Annotated in this window: 12 protein-coding genes and 1 pseudogene; 3 read left to right on the top strand and 10 right to left on the bottom strand. The window is 56.3% G+C overall.

The window, feature by feature from the left end:
• Positions 1–41 precede the first annotated feature (41 nt).
• The gene (leuA, locus tag BHAP_RS07045) at positions 42–1,955 is read right to left on the bottom strand and encodes a 2-isopropylmalate synthase (protein WP_094730032.1); all 1,914 of its coding nucleotides are present in this window, start codon (positions 1,953–1,955) and stop codon (positions 42–44) included.
• A 446-nt stretch (positions 1,956–2,401) separates the two neighbouring features.
• On the opposite strand from leuA, the gene BHAP_RS07040 reads away from it, so the two are divergent.
• Both BHAP_RS07040 and BHAP_RS07035 read left to right on the top strand, forming a co-directional pair.
• A complete protein-coding gene (locus BHAP_RS07040) occupies positions 2,402–3,733 on the top strand; it encodes a metallophosphoesterase family protein (RefSeq protein ID WP_094730102.1) in 1,332 nt (443 codons plus the stop codon).
• A gap of 263 nt (positions 3,734–3,996) precedes the next feature.
• Entirely contained in the window at positions 3,997–4,602 is a 606-nt protein-coding gene (locus BHAP_RS07035; protein WP_094730031.1) for a TetR/AcrR family transcriptional regulator, read from the top strand.
• A 41-nt stretch (positions 4,603–4,643) separates the two neighbouring features.
• Here the strand turns inward: BHAP_RS07035 and BHAP_RS07030 are convergent, their stop codons facing one another.
• From BHAP_RS07030 to BHAP_RS07020, 3 genes are all read right to left on the bottom strand, one after another.
• Positions 4,644–6,011: a glycosyltransferase gene (locus BHAP_RS07030; RefSeq protein WP_158216449.1), complete on the bottom strand. Its 1,368-nt coding sequence runs from the start codon at positions 6,009–6,011 to the stop codon at positions 4,644–4,646.
• A gap of 362 nt (positions 6,012–6,373) precedes the next feature.
• Positions 6,374–9,088 (bottom strand): glycoside hydrolase family 2 TIM barrel-domain containing protein, encoded by a 2,715-nt coding sequence (locus tag BHAP_RS07025; RefSeq protein ID WP_094730029.1) that lies wholly within the window; start codon positions 9,086–9,088, stop codon positions 6,374–6,376.
• A gap of 284 nt (positions 9,089–9,372) precedes the next feature.
• Positions 9,373–10,683 (bottom strand): MFS transporter, encoded by a 1,311-nt coding sequence (locus BHAP_RS07020; protein WP_094730028.1) that lies wholly within the window; start codon positions 10,681–10,683, stop codon positions 9,373–9,375.
• Between the two features lie 261 nt (positions 10,684–10,944).
• Here BHAP_RS07020 and BHAP_RS07015 point away from each other — a divergent pair, with 261 nt between their 5' ends.
• Positions 10,945–11,919 (top strand): DUF5692 family protein, encoded by a 975-nt coding sequence (locus BHAP_RS07015; protein ID WP_094730027.1) that lies wholly within the window; start codon positions 10,945–10,947, stop codon positions 11,917–11,919.
• A 101-nt stretch (positions 11,920–12,020) separates the two neighbouring features.
• Here the strand turns inward: BHAP_RS07015 and BHAP_RS07010 are convergent, their stop codons facing one another.
• From BHAP_RS07010 to BHAP_RS11885, 6 genes and pseudogenes are all read right to left on the bottom strand, one after another.
• Positions 12,021–13,166 carry a diacylglycerol/lipid kinase family protein gene (locus tag BHAP_RS07010; RefSeq protein WP_094730026.1) on the bottom strand — a complete coding sequence of 382 codons (1,146 nt, stop codon included), beginning with the start codon at positions 13,164–13,166 and terminating at the stop codon, positions 12,021–12,023.
• A 61-nt stretch (positions 13,167–13,227) separates the two neighbouring features.
• Positions 13,228–13,620: an Rv3654c family TadE-like protein gene (locus BHAP_RS07005; protein ID WP_094730025.1), complete on the bottom strand. Its 393-nt coding sequence runs from the start codon at positions 13,618–13,620 to the stop codon at positions 13,228–13,230.
• Entirely contained in the window at positions 13,617–14,111 is a 495-nt protein-coding gene (locus BHAP_RS07000) for a TadE family protein (RefSeq protein ID WP_338024689.1), read from the bottom strand. The genes BHAP_RS07005 and BHAP_RS07000 overlap by 4 nt, the downstream gene beginning before the upstream one ends.
• A 5-nt stretch (positions 14,112–14,116) precedes the next feature.
• A complete protein-coding gene (locus tag BHAP_RS06995) occupies positions 14,117–14,404 on the bottom strand; it encodes a DUF4244 domain-containing protein (protein WP_094730024.1) in 288 nt (95 codons plus the stop codon).
• 267 nt (positions 14,405–14,671) lie between these two features.
• Positions 14,672–15,187, bottom strand: coding sequence for a type II secretion system F family protein (locus BHAP_RS06990; RefSeq protein WP_244569338.1), 516 nt, complete (start codon positions 15,185–15,187; stop codon positions 14,672–14,674).
• Between the two features lie 47 nt (positions 15,188–15,234).
• A pseudogene (locus BHAP_RS11885) lies at positions 15,235–15,532 on the bottom strand (ABC transporter ATP-binding protein); the annotation flags it as partial.

Genomic DNA, 15,532 nt, shown 5'->3' with positions numbered 1-15,532 from the left:
TTTCACGATTCAGACAGTCAGTCAGACAGTCAGTCTATCGCCTACCGCTCGAAACGATTCACCGCAGAAATAATCGCCTTAAGCGAGCTGGTGATGATTGACGAATCAATGCCGACGCCCCAGATAATCTGGCTTTCAGCACCCTCACCAACCTGCGCTTCAACGTACGAAGCAGCCATTGCGTCAGTGCCGACCGACATCGTGTGCTCGACGTAATCCATCACCGACACTTCGATACCGAGGTTTGCGATCGCGTTGATGAACGCGGCGATCGGACCGTTGCCGATGCCAGACAGTTCGCGCACCACCGGCTCGCCAGCGTTCGCCGCACCAGCGCCACGGTCGAGCAGCTTTGCCTTGAGCACGGTATCCGACCCGTCCTCGCCGGAGGAAACCGACACCTTGAGCAGCTTCAGACGACCCCACTGCTTAAGGCTCTCGTCGCGCGTATCGCCAACAACCGCGCCAGCCGCCGTCGCACCCGACTCCTCAACCGGCAGATACTCGTCCTTGAACAGACGCCAGATATCCTCGTCCTTGACTTCCTTCTTCGTATCGTCCGCGTACTTTTGCACGATCTTGTCGAACTCGATTTGTAGACGCTTCGGCAGGTCGAGATTGTGGTTCGTCTTGAGCAGGTACGCCATACCGCCCTTGCCAGACTGCGAGTTGACACGAATAATCGCCTCGTACGTACGGCCAATATCCTTCGGATCGATCGGCAGGTACGGCACGAGCCATACGAAGCTGTCAAGGTCAGCACCAGCACGCTCGGCGGCTACCTGACGCGCTTCGAGGCCCTTCTTAATCGCATCCTGATGCGAGCCAGAGAACGCCGTGAACACGAAACTGCCCGCGTACGGGTGACGCTCGGAAATCTTGATCTGGTTGCAATATTCAACCGTCTTACGAATTTCCGGCACATTCGAATAGTCGATCTGCGGGTCGATGCCCTGCGTGAGCAGGTTCAGGCCAAGCGTGACGAGGTCGACGTTACCAGTGCGCTCGCCGTTGCCGAGCAAGCATCCTTCGACGCGGTCCGCGCCGGCCAGCATCGCAAGTTCGGTTGCGGCGACGCCCATGCCTTCATCGTTGTGCGGATGCAAGCTGATCACGATCGCATCGCGGTCAGTCAGGTTGTTGGAAACGTACTCAACCTCATCAGCGAAGACGTTCGGCGTAGTCATTTCCACGGTTGCCGGCAGATTGATGATCATCTTGTGCTCAGGAGTCGGCTTGATGACGTCGATTACCGCATTACACACCTCGACCGCATACTCCGGCTCGGTGCCGGTGAACGATTCAGGGCTGTACTCGTAGTACAGATCGATACCCTTGGCTTCAGATTCAAGGCTCTTGCACAGCTCGGCCGCATCGGTAGCTAACTGCTTGATTTCGTCCTTGTTCTTACGGAAGACGACTTCGCGCTGCAGCACGGATACCGAGTTGTAGAAGTGGACAATCGCACGCTTGGCGCCCTTGAGCGCCTCGTATGTGCGGCGAATCAGATGTTCACGGCACTGCGTCAGCACAACGATGGTGACATCATCCGGGATGAGCTCGCGTTCGATAAGCATACGAATGAAGTCGAAATCGGTTTCCGAAGCGGATGGGAAGCCGACCTCGATTTCCTTGAATCCGAGTGAGACGAGCAGATTCCAGAAGCGCAGCTTACGCTCGGAATCCATTGGGTTAACGAGCGCCTGATTGCCGTCGCGTAAATCGACTGAGCACCAGCGCGGCGCACGCTGCAAGCGTTTGCCGGGCCATGTGCGCTGCGGATAATCGAACGGCACCTGCTTGTCGTAGGCAACGTACTTGGTGTACGGCATTTTGCTTGGCTTCTGCGGGTCGCCGATGAATCGTGCCGGAGGCAGCAGCGGGTCGTTATTCCCTCCGTTGGACGCCGCGGCAACCGCCGCAAGATCAAATACTGATGACTGATCCTGACCCATCACTCCTCCTTTTCTTGATATGCCTCGTGTTTCGGGGTTATGTGCCGGCAGTCACGCCGGCCGCACAGTTTACATGTAAGTAACATGCACAACCCCTCATCATACCGGTCTTAGCCCGGCAAATCGCCGCAGTTTCGCTATACGAGCTACACGTTATCCGGTCACGCGATGGCAAAACACCGCAATATGCCATCGCGTGAAACTTACGAACGAGCCACTTCACAATAAAGCACTAAGCAAACCGCTGGTTGCGCAAACGTGATGCTCCCGCACAGATTGCGCGCGCTGCTTGCCTCACGCACATGTAACACGGTTAGATAGGGTGCATGACACACCGCACCGAAAACACCACAAGTGCCGCGCAGCACACATCGACCACACCGAACACCACGAACACCACCCCACCGCTCAAGTTCCGCGCAAACGGCACCTTCCGCGTCCTGCAAATGGCCGACATCCAAGACGGCCCCAACGTCCACCCCGACACCATCCGCATGATCGAAGCCGCAATCAAAGCGTCCGATCCCGATCTCGTCGTCTTCACTGGCGACCAAATCCGCGGCTACGATCCGGCCTATATCGACACATTCCTGCGTCGGCGCGGCGAAAATCCTGGCGCGAAAGTCCGCCTCGTCACCGAAATCGAGGCCAAACTTCAAGGCATTCACCGTCGCATCGCAGCACGCCGCAACCCTGATCTGCCACCGACCGAAGACGTCGCCACTCTCGACGATCTGCTCGACGACACGCGTCAGAAAGTGCGCGACACGTTCAGCGCGTTCCTCGGCCCGATTATCAACGCGAAAGTCCCGTTCGCCGCAACATACGGCAATCACGACTTCCAGTGCGGCATCCTCGCTGACGAACAGGACGATATCTACCGCGAGTATCCGGGATGCTTAAATCCGAGCGATTCGATCGAACCGGGCACGTTCGCACTGCCGATCGCCGCGTCCGACGGTTCAGGCCGCATCGCGATGGCCGTCACAATGATCAACTCGGGCGACTACGCGGGCAAACCGGAGGAAAATGACGCGCAATATCCGCGTTATGTCACCAATTCGCGCGGTCTTGACCTCGCGGATTCCGACGGTTACGGCACGCCGAGCGAGGCCGCGATCGCGTGGCTCGCTGATACGCAACGTTCGTTGGCAACGCGCAACGGCGACGGTTTGCCAGTGCCGACGATCGCATTCCAGCATATTCCGCCGCAAGAGTTTTACGATTGCCTGACTGAAGTGCCTGCGTGGACGCCGAACGCGGTTGAGGGCGCGCGCAATTACGCCGGTCACTGTTATGTGCTTAATCAGGCGATTTGCCGCCCAGGTTCGCGCCTTGGCGAGGCGATCGGTTGCGCGGATGAAAACGTGGGCGAAGTCGCGGCGATGCGTGACGCGGGCGGCTATTTTGCGCTGTTCTGCGGGCACGATCACAAGAATTCGTTCGTCGCTCACGCTCACGGCTTGGACTTGGGTTACGCGCCAACGTGCGGATTCGAGTGTTACGGTCCGAAGTCACGGTATCGTGGCGTGCGTTTGTTTGAGTTCCATGAAGATGATCCGCGCGACTACATGACGCGCATGCTCACGTGGGGCGAGCTGGTTGGCCGATACTCAAGTAACGAGTTGCGCGTATTCTTTGAGGATCACTGTATTACTGACGCGATCGGCGTGCGCAACGAGCTGCGTCGACCGCAAGTGTTTGCAGGCGTCGCACTCGGCACGACTGCTGCGTTTGCTGCCGTAATCCGCGCGATTATCCGCCAACTACGGCGATAACATCCCCCTCACGCACGTTCCATGATGTGGTAATTTCCCCATGATGCGGTAAACACAAAATAACCCCTTTCTGCAGAATGGCGGAATTACGCCATTCTGGTAAACCGCATCATGGGAGATTTACCGCACCATGTGAGGTTTACCGCATCATGGGAGGTATTCGCGAACCGAATACTGACGCGCGTTGACAGATCGTCAATTACGGGCATACACTTGCCGCAGTACCGGCGTAGTGTACCGGGACTGCGGCAAGGAGTAGCAACATGACATCACGGCAGACAGTCACAGCCAACGATATGACGCGCGGCGACGCACGACGTGCGCAAATCGTACGCGCAGCTCGCGAAGCATGCCTAGACACCGGATTCGCAAAACTTACGATCAGCGATATCGCCGAACGCGCCGGCATGACGCGCTCGCTGTTTTACCACTATTTCACCGACAAAGGCGAGGTTGCCGACGCGGTGATTGACGACACGATCAGTACGATGCTCACCAAACTCCAGCAGTGGAACGCTGAACGTGAACTCGGCAATATCAGCAAAGCACTTGACGATATCGTGCGTCTCACGCGCACAATTATCGCCGACGAGGGACCATTTAGCGCCAAACTCATGCAGTCCGGCAACGCGGAACTGTATATTCGATTTATTGATCGCGCGGCCGATCGTATCGCTGATTATTTCTGTGAAACAACCGTGCGTGATTTTGAGAAGCTACACGGACTGCCGATTCGCAATATTCACGAATCGTTTTATACGTTGATTGTCGGGCTTATTTCGCTGATTCGATTGCATCCGGAGACGCCGGATGTGGTGATTCGGCAGGTCGCCGCGCAAACCTTGCATATCGACGGGTATTTAGACTGAGCAACCATACGATTAGTTATCCAGTCGTATCAACGACTACATCAACGCCGCATCACCAGCCGGTAATAGTGATCAATCAGCTGATCAACCAGCGCAGGCCACGTGCGCCCTTGTACCGCCGCAAGTCCAGCCTCGCCCATCGCGCGGCGCAACGACTCGTCCGCAAGCAACCGCGCCACGCACTCGTACAACGTCTCATCGTCGCTCGGATCAAACAACAGTCCAGTTCGTCCATCATCCACAAGGTCCAACGGACCGCCGCTCGCCGGCGCAACCACCGGCAACCCGCTTGCCATCGCCTCTTGAATCGTCTGACCGAACGTCTCTTCCGCACCAGTGTGCACGAACAAGTCGAGCGCAGCGTACGCGTCGGCGAGCGCATCGCCGTGCAGCATGCCGGTGAATATCGCGTGCGGCAACAACTCACGCAGCGCATCTTCACTCGGTCCGCCGCCGACCACGACTAACTGCATGCCGAGTCCGTCGAGTACTGTGAGTCGTTCGACCTGCTTTTCGGGCGCGAGTCGGCCAACATAGCCAACCACCGGTAACGTGCCGCCGTGACTCCACGTTTCGTGTAACTGTCGCGCGTGCTCACCGTCGCGTCGAGTGGGCGTAAACAATGTTGAATCAACACCGCGCCCCCACAGTTGGATGAGCTTGGGGTCGACGCCGAATTCTTCGAGCCGTTGCCGCGCTTGCTCAGTGGGCGCGAGCGTGAGCGTGGCTTTGTTGTGCATTTGTGCGATGCGTTGCGCGACAATTTGCTCGGCTTGCTCGCCGGCCGCACGACTGATACGACGCAGCCATTTCGCGTGGCGCGGTTTGCGCAGGGAGTCGCCGAGGAGACTGATTTCGGCGTCGTCAATACCGTCCGCGAGCCCATCGGTGATCGTACCGACGGCTTGTCGCGCGAATCGGCGCGCGTATTGCGCAACGTCGGTTTGGTAAATGGCAACCGTTGGAATGTGGAGACGATGACCGGCGATGAGAGCCGCGTGACCGAGTTTCGAGATTGGCGCGGCAACATGGATAATGTCAGGTCGCCAGCCAGATTCGGCGAGCTCAGTGATCGAGCGGATGACTGACGTTTTGCGAGGGATAGCAACGTAGAATCGCTGAATTGGCCACGATGGGACGGTGTCGACGAGGAAACCTTCGACAGTACCGTCGTCGGGCGCTGGTTGCGGGGTGATCAGATATGCGTCGATGTCGCGTTCAGTGAAGCGTCGCAGAATGTGTCGAATACTGCCGCTGACGCCGTTGGTTTGTGCCATCGAGGTTTCACTGACAATAAGGACACGCTTGGGCGCGGCGGTGTTTGTGTTATTGCTTGTTGCATCCGACATATCTGACGTGTCTGACGTGTCGTTGTTGGCATCGTTATCATTCACCGTTCGCGCGCTCATTGACCGCAATCCCCTCTCGGCACTCTCATTCAACATGCCGGTCATCCCGCATGCGTAGGCGTACATGTCTAGACATGCGAGGCGACTGGCACATATGTCGTCTTGCCGAACAAGTTTAGAAGACTACGTAAGCCGCATCATTACGGCACCCCGCTTGTTCATTACCCCGCCGCCGTGTATTCACATTATGACGAAGTCGGCTGAGAGGGTCTGCGCCAGAAGTTCGTGTACGATGTTCGCGATTCCCCTTGAAGGACGTTGCCGTAAAGCTGTCGCATCTCGGCTCCCCCTGTCAGGGGAGCTGGCCGCGAAGCGGTCTGAGGGGTAGCCGCACCCTTGGAACATTCAACCCGCGAAACAGCTCATTCTGCAAACACACGTTTTGTTAGCTCAGCTACCGCAATCGCGCACACTGCTGAGCGCACGCCGTCGGTCACGTGCAGCTCGACATGTTCTCCCGCCGCCGCATACTCAGGCATTTGCACGACGGCGAGCGCTTCCCCGTAATACGTGTCGGTCTCGCCAGTCAAAAAACTGCCAAGATTGTGTGGCGCGGCGCAACCAAAACCAAGAAGTCGTCCACCAGTCACCCGGGCGCGTAACAAGCCGCGTTCGAGCGGTTTGGTGATGCCGTGATCGTCGGTATATCGTACACGCACGAACGCAAGTCGCCCCGGCTGCACGGCAACCGCACTAGCAACCGTACCGATAACCGCCACGGAAGACGTGCTGCCGTCACTGTCACCACTGCCGTCACAGATAGTCGCCGACCCAGTCGCCACTCCAACCGTCGGCCACTCAACTTGCGCTCGCAGCTCGGTGCAATCCCCAGCGCTGCGCAACGACCGCCGTCCAATCTCACGTCCCGCCGCATCATACGCAACCGCAGTCACTTCGCCAGGCATCCAGCGGCACACAAATCGCGCCACGCAATCGTCGTGCAACACACGCCGACCAACTTCACGACCGTTCACCAGCAACGCAACGCACGCCGCCCGCGCATATACTTCGACGCGCGCCAGCCGACCATTGCAGCCGTTCCACGACCACGAGTCGATCGCGTTACTCATTTTCCACGCGCTCGGCGAATGCTTGTCATTCGTGTGATTCACCGGACACACCGCAATGTACGGCCCGCGATCGGTGCCCGCTTCGAGCGCAACCCGCGTGTACAGTGCTTCGCCGAGCGGTCGCCCGGTTAAATCAAGCCGTCCCGAGCCGGCTGTCAGCCAGCCATAGCCGATACGCAACGGCGCGTAATCCTCGTACTCCCACGAGCCAATACCCGCCTCGCCCATGTAATCCATGCCAGCCCATACAAAATCGCCGAGCACGCGCGGATGCCGTTTAGCAAACTCGCGGAACCGGTACGCATCCTCGCAGAACGTTTCTGAACCGAGGATGAGCCGATGCGGATACTCGCGCAGGTCGTGCGTGTACCGTTCGATGCCATAGTTGTAGCCAGCGATGTCGAGCTGCGCGAACGCGTCGCGCGTTACCCAGTCACAACATGGCAGCACGGCCGCACGTTTCATGACTTTCGCACCGAGTATGACCGTGAGTTTGTTGAAAAATTCGCTGCCGACTAGCCGTCGACGACCGGGCAGTTTGCCGCGCTGACGACGGCGACGCGCGCGTTCGGCTTCTTTGGCGGCTTTGCGGTCGGAGTAGAAGCCGAGTCCGATAGAACTGAGGAAGTTGAAGAAAATGTTAATGCCGCAGGTGACGGGTCGTGTTGCGTCGAGTCGGTGCAGGTAATCGGTCATGTCGCGTGTAAGCCTGATGCCGCGCGATTGTGCGGTTTCGCTGACTTCGTTGCCAATCGAATACATGATAACGCTGGGATGATTGCGATCTTTGACCACCATACTAGCAAGGTCGCGCCGCCACCATTGGTTGAAATAGTTGACGTAATCATGTTGTGTTTTGTGAATATACCAGTGGTCAATGTACTCGTCCATAACGAGCATGCCAAGTTTGTCTGCCGCGTTGAGGAGTGCTTTCGAGCAGGGGTTGTGCGCGGAGCGAATGGCGTTGTAGCCGTTGGCTTTGAGCAGGGCGACTTTGCGTTCTTCCGCGTCCGGGTAGGCGCAGGCGCCGAGTACGCCATTGTCGTGATGAATGCATGCGCCTTGGATGATGACGCGTTTGCCATTGACAGTAAAGCCTTGCGAACCCCATGCGATAGTGCGGATGCCGAATGGGACGGTGGTAGTGTCGGTGGGGACATCTGTGGGGATGGAAGCGTCGGTGTTTGCGTGTGATTCGTTGCTGCTGGATACGTAATCGATGTGTGCTGTGTACAAATTCGGCGTATCCAGTGACCATAGCTGCGGATTTGTGATGTCAAGCGTGGCAGTGGCGAGCGCGGGTGATGATAATGATTCTGCTGAAAGTATTGCTTGTTCTTGAGATGTCGCCAATCGTTGCGATTGCGCGGTTATTGAGGCAACTGCCGCGCCGGATTGATCGGTAATGGTTACGTGAACTGTGCCGGGAGCGGTGGTGACGATGCGCAGTTCAATGCGTGCTGATTGTTTTGCGGATGTGGCAGCACTGTTGTTAACGTTACCGTTGCTCAGCGTGCGCACGGTCACACCGTCAAGTGCAATATGATCTCGCGGTGCTACCCACAGCGTGACCGGACGGTAGATGCCGGCTCCCGAGTACCACCGTGAGTTAGGTTGGTCAGCATTCCGCGCAATCACGCGGATTTCGTTGCTCTTTCCAATCACCAGCCGATCGGTCATGTCAACGGCAAAATTGGCGTATCCGTACGGTCGGAATGCTACTTGCTTGCCATTAACCCACACTTGTGCATTATGGTAAATGCCTTCACATTCAAGCATCATCGACATATTTGCGAGGGATGAATCTGGCGTGAAATGTTTCACATACTCGTAGTCGTGCCCCTCGAACCAGCCGGAGTTCACGCCGCTAATTGCGAGTGGTGAACGCGGTTCGGACAGCATCGCGTCATGCGGCAGTGTGACCGGCGTGAATGGCTCGGATTGTGCACCGGCATTGCCGGGAAGATGCCGATATGCCCATCCATGATTGAATTCGATTGCGCGCACTGCTCCTCGCTTTCACGCTCAACGCATTGTGTAGGTCCAAGCGTAGCGCGAACGGGGGCATTATGGGTGCTTTCTTCAATCTGAGAGGCAGATTGCTCATCGCGCAGGGGTCTTTCTTCAATCTGAGAGGCAGCTATGTTTGAATACCACGCTGTTTTTACCCCCGAAATACCCTAGGGAGGTAGGTATAGGATGCAATGACTGCCTCTCAGATTGAAGAAAGACCTCTGCAACAGCCGAAATCTGCCTCTCAGATTGAAGAAAGCCTTAATTGAGATAGCCCGTCATGCCGCAACGTGATGGCGCAGTCGAATGAACGCGCATCCTGAGGCCACAAACACAGCAACGACCGCCACGAATCCCCACAATGTCACGCCAATCGTACCGGGCATGACCAACGCCGGCGTCACAAACGCAAACAGACCACACAACAAACGCGAGAATCCAAGAATAAAGCCTTGTACCGCAGCACGTGAAGTCGGCGGGAATGTCTCTTGCGTCCACACTTTGCAAATCGCTTCACCGGCGAGCGGCAAACCAACATACATAATTGCAGTTGCAGCAACAATCACCCATAGTGAGCCGCCGCCAGCCGCCATCAATATCATGGCTGCGAGCGCAACGATGCCGCCAGCAACGAATAGTGGATTGCGCCAGCGGGTGTTAACAGTAACTGATACTGTCCAGTTTGCGGCAAACATCACCACGTATAGGATGATGCCAAGTCCTGTCGCGAGGCTTTGCGAGGCGTGCGCGTTGACGAGCATGTATGTCTGGAATTGGCCCCACGTATTGGCCACGAGATTCCACCCGATATAGAACACGAGTAGCGACACGAATGCAGGAATGAGCTGCTTTGGCATACCGAACGGACCCGTAGGGGTGCTAATACCAGTGTGTTGAATCACGGGATCACTTTCCGGCGCAGACGACGCCATTGAAGAATCCTCCGGTTGAGTAGATTGCGCGCTGCGCTCGGCATTCGTGTGCAGTGTTGCGAACTCTTGTGAGCGCAATCGCCACAACCACAGTCCGCAGGCTACGACTGCGAGAATGGTAAACATAATGCGCCCGCCAGTGGCACCGGGGAGCGCAGATACAGCGAATGCGATGAGCGACGCTCCGAGCATGCCGATCTGCCATCCGAGTTGGGTGACGGTGACGAGTTTTGAACCGGCAGCTGGGTCGTTCGCATCGCGTGACATGACGGAGATTGATACTGGCAGATCGAGTCCGGTACCGATTCCAACGATGGTGACGCCAATGAGTAAGATGATGAAATTCGGCGCGATTGCACAGAGTAGGAAACCGATCGTCGAGATGAGATTGACCCAGTTGAATATGCGAGTCATACCAAATCGGGCACACAGCCATCCGGCGAGAAGTGAGCCCGCTGCGATCGCGAAATTTAAGACTGCACTTAACGCGCCGACTTGGCTGGCGTCGAGTCCGAGTCCGAGCTGCCACATAGTAATTGTGGTCGACAGTCCAACGATGGCCGATGATCCAAGGAACGATCCTACGCCGCCACAGTAGCCAAGTCGCGTCAATGCACCGCTATGAACGGTGGCCGCCTGCGTTGCCGAACGAGACATACCATACTCCTTTATACGTATTCCATATTATGCTACACCGCAGAATATACATGCCATATATGCAGTAGCTAGTGCCCGCACCACGCTCAGCTCTATGCCCAACACACAGAGTTGACACTTCGTCAACATGAACACTATACTTATTGCCGCAATGCATTGACGAAATGTCAACACGCCCAATGAGGAGCGTTTCACAACGTGTTTCACGCACTGTTTCGCGCCGTCCATTGAGTGTGACATCAGCAGGAAGAAAGGACCATCATGCTGTTTCAGGTCTACGGCGACAATGCCATGTGGCAGTGGCTCGGCTGGCTACTCGTATTTGGATGTCTTATCGGCGCCAACGAACTCGCTCGCCGCACGAAAATCGGCGGTATTATCGCATTCCTCGTCGTCCCCGCAATCCTAACCGTATATTTTGTCGCCATTTACGTGGCAGCTGCAGCCGGTGCTGATTGGGCGCTCAACAACCCCACATACGTGCACATGACCAGCTGGTTCCACTACGCGAAACTGTATGCAGCCACTGCTGGATGCATCGGCTTCATGGCGCTCAAATACCGTTGGGGTGCCATCGGTAAATCCGACTGGTTCAAATGCTTCCCCTTCGTCATCGTCGCCATCAACATCCTCATCGCTGTTGTTTCTGACTTCGAATCCGCATTCCGCGCATGGGGTACTACTTGGGTTTCCACCGAAGGCGTGACGCTTATGGGCGGCTGGCACAACGTGTTCAACGGTGTCGCCGGACTGATCAACATCGCGTGCATGACCGGCTGGTTCGGCATCTACGTCTCCAAGAAGAAGGATGACATGCTCTGGCCAGACATGACATGGGTGTTCATCGTTGCATATGATCTGTGGAACTTCTGCTATACGTACAACTGCCTTCCTACCCACTCGTGGTACTGCGGTCTTGCACTGCTGCTCGCACCGACTGTCGCGAACTTCTTCTGGAATAAGGGCGGCTGGATTCAGAATCGTGCGAACACGCTGGCGATCTGGTGCATGTTCGCACAGGTGTTCCCGATGTTCCAAGACTATTCCGTGTTCTCCACACAGTCGGTGAACAACGCGAACGTCAACCTCACCGTGTCTATTGTGTCGCTCGTTGCGAATGTATTGGCACTTGGATACATCCTTATGCGCGCGAAGCGTCAGGGCGTGAACCCGTGGATTCAGGAAGTTTTCAAGGGCACACGCGACTACGAGCAGGCCATTGCCCGCGCTGCCTGATCATCCATCACACAAGCACATGCGGCCAGTATCCTGCGAGAAGTTCGTTGACGATGTTCTCGACTCCACTTGAAGGATGTTGCCTACAAACAGCTCTGCTGTTACGCGCAAAAAGCGCCGGTTATTGGGTCACGACCGTCTCGCTTGATCGCAGCAAGCGTACGGCTACCGTCATCGTCGGCATGATCGCGCGCAACAGCAGGCGGTACGAGCACGCGCAACGCACGATCTTGCGCTGCTACTTTCACTGGCAGATGGCCGATATACTCGCCATCTGCCATCAGTACCGGCGGCTCTTCACCGCTGGTAGCTCGCGTAATCTCAACCTCACGAACACGTTTCCAGCCGAACACGTGCGACGCCATAAGCCGACCGTTATACGCCTTAGAAATCGCATCAACAATCTCCAGCAGGTTCGGCATATGGTCAATCCAAATCATGTCCAGCAAACCGTCCGCAAACTGCGAATACGGTGACACTTCCAATCCGCCACCAATATGCCGCGAATTAGCAATCGTCACCATTGGCGAGATGATGTCGCGCTCTTCAACACTGCCGTCTGCGAGCGTGGCTTTGATGTGATAGCCATACTGTTTAAGATGCGCAATCTCAACGAGTACCGCAACAAAATATCGCAACGACCCGCCAGGCAATCGCGAATGATTCGCACGATCGTTAATACTCGCATCCAACCCGCAGTTGAGCATGCCACCGTAATACCGGTCGATTGGCGGTAACGAAACAGACTCGTCCGCATCAGCGTGCAATGTATCCGTCAACAGGTTGCCAGTCGCCGCATCAACCGCATACCCGCCCGGCAGCGACGTCACACGACCCATATCAACGTCAATATGACTACCGCGTACGATCGCACCCACGATACCTTCGATAGCCGTGTCAATACGGTTAACCGGCAAGCCAAGCCCGCGAGCGAAATCATTGCCTGAGCCAGTAGCGACAATACCAAGCGGCTTGCCGCTACAGCCCACAGCATTCGCGCCCAGCGCAACCATGCCGTCACCACCAACCACTACCAGATGCGTGTACGCATCAGCATGAGTGCGCGCGTTGGCTAAAGAATCATCGAAACTCGTACCAGTCAAGTCAATAACGTCAAAGTTATGACGACGACCGTTATCGATCAAAGATTCCATAACCTGCGCATCGATGACCGCACCCTTGCCCTTGTCGGACACCGGGTTGCCAATCATCGCGACCACTGGCCGCGCGTTGTTCGCATCGTTCATATCGCCCACGATAACCTAGCATGGCAACGCACGCCAGTACTCACGCGCAACGAATTGAATATCAGCCGCAGGAGACGGGACCAGCGCGCACCGAACGCGACACATACGGTGCAAACGGTACCTGCGTCGATACGCTCACAGATACTTGCACATCCTCAGCATCAGTTACGCACGAGTCCAGCGATGCTCCATTAGCTACGGCAATCGATCGAGCAACCGCACACGAATCAGCAGTACCGTTACGCACAGCCATAGCCGCAGATATCGCAGCTAGATCAGCAGCCGATTGTGCACGCGTCTGGCAGAGCAGCAAGTTGCCTGCTGACGCAATCGTTGCCAGCAGCACACCAACAACTATGATCAGCGCAACGCCAACCATCGTGCCGGAGCCACGATCAGCGCGGGTGAGACTACGTCTGACACGACGTACCGCAAGACTCACGTGCAGCATCATGACAGTACTCCCGTCGCAATACCCCGCACGCGAGTTGGCAACACACCAAACGGGTCAGGCACAACCGGACATTGCACTGTCACCGTCACTTGGTTACCGTCAATCCGAGTTTGAGTAGTCACATCATCGCCGGCCACCGCACGAGCAGTCGCTTGCGGATTCGCATCATCACCAGCCACGATCAACTCGCGTGCAACCGTCGCAGCAGCATCCTGACAGCGCATCGACACGAACACTGCCTGCGATGAGCCCAACAGCAAGGCAAATACTGCCACAACAGCGGGCAGCACTGAAGCAAATTCAGCCGTAGCCGCTCCGCTATCCGCATCCACATGACGCAATGCAGTGACTATTGACACTATGCGACGCACGAACCGTTCGCGTTGTTGTCGCGGCGGTGGACGACTGGTATGCCACCGGCGTCTCAGCATCGCACGAGTAAGGCTTGACGACGCTGAAACATCGCAATCAGGCGTCGTTTGTTGTCGCATGATAATCACCCAGCATTCAGTGCTTTTTTGACGATACTGGTCAGCAGCGTTTTAATACCATCCGACTTCACTATGGCAATCAGCACAGCCGCAAAGCTCGTCGCAGCAATCAGTACAACTGCATACTCGGCTGTCGCAGCACCTTCCTCTGGCTCGGCGGCAAGCGTGCGCCATCGTGCATCAATAAGACATAATTCGCGTCGGCCGCACTCGACCAGATCGGCAATGGTCCGTCTGGCATGCAAGAACAAACCGGGTTGTCCATCAACATTGATTGGAATTACATCACTCATAGCGTTCCTTTCACTCGAGTCCACAACCACCGTGGTTGCGGACCATCTACTATGCACGAATTTCTGATTTCACCGATTAAAAAATGGGTTATGTGGTCGAACGGTCATTAAGTTATCCACATACGGCGTGTTTATCCACAAAAAATGTGGATAAACACGCCGCCTTCACGATCGCCCATACTGCGATCGCTCACTTCGCCTACGGGAAACGCACTGCGTTCCCCGTTTCACGGATCAGTACGTCTATCCACAAAAAATGTGGATAACTCATGACATGAAAGAAGCAACAGTTGGAACGACACCGATAAGAATGAATGCAGGCAACAAGCACAATCCCGTTGGCATGAGCAAACGAACCGACAACTTCCCCGCAGCCTGTTCAATCCGCGCGCGCTCATCGGCATCAATCCGTTCTAACGTTGCCTCCAACCGAGCCACAGGCGAAACCCCACTACGCCACGACGGCTCCAACGACTCCTCAAGCAGCTCAAATAACGCATGCTCATACCCATCAACCTGCCCCGAATCATCATCCAACACAAACTCCGAGCCAGCCGAGCGCCATGCATCATGCCACGCAACCCCACGCAACAAGGCTGTCGCTACTTTGCGCAAACCCTCGCCAAATGAACCGCCAACCGCATCCCCGACCGCATCCAACGCGCGAGGAATAGACGAACCTTGCCGCACGGCAGCAATGAGCAACGCTAATATCGTCGACTCCTGCGGCAGTACTGTATCCGCACTGTCATCATGATTGCACTGTCCAACGTCAGTCAACATTGCCAGCCGACGATCACGCTGGCCCAACCCAGCCCATACCAAGCCGCCGACCGAGTCAGATCAATATCTTCGCAACCCATCGCATCCAGCGTCGCTCGAATACGATCATCCGGCAACAGATCTCGAGCCATCGCCTCGTTACTGCGAAACAGACGCGACAAACGAAACAAACCACGCCGCCGCGCACCAGTTACAGACCGAGTTTCGTTGTTCCCAAACGACGACGAAGCAGCGTCGCCAGCGTCACCGTCGTAATCGCTACGTACGGTCAGCATGAACGGCAGTCGAAGCGCATCCGCCACCGTGGCGCCCGGCAGAATCGGCTTTTGCGGCAAATATGCGACT

The organism is Bifidobacterium hapali (assembly GCF_002259755.1).
GTDB lineage: Bacteria > Actinomycetota > Actinomycetes > Actinomycetales > Bifidobacteriaceae > Bifidobacterium > Bifidobacterium hapali.
Note: the sequence above shows the minus strand (reverse complement) of the source record. Positions and strands in the feature narration are given on the sequence as shown.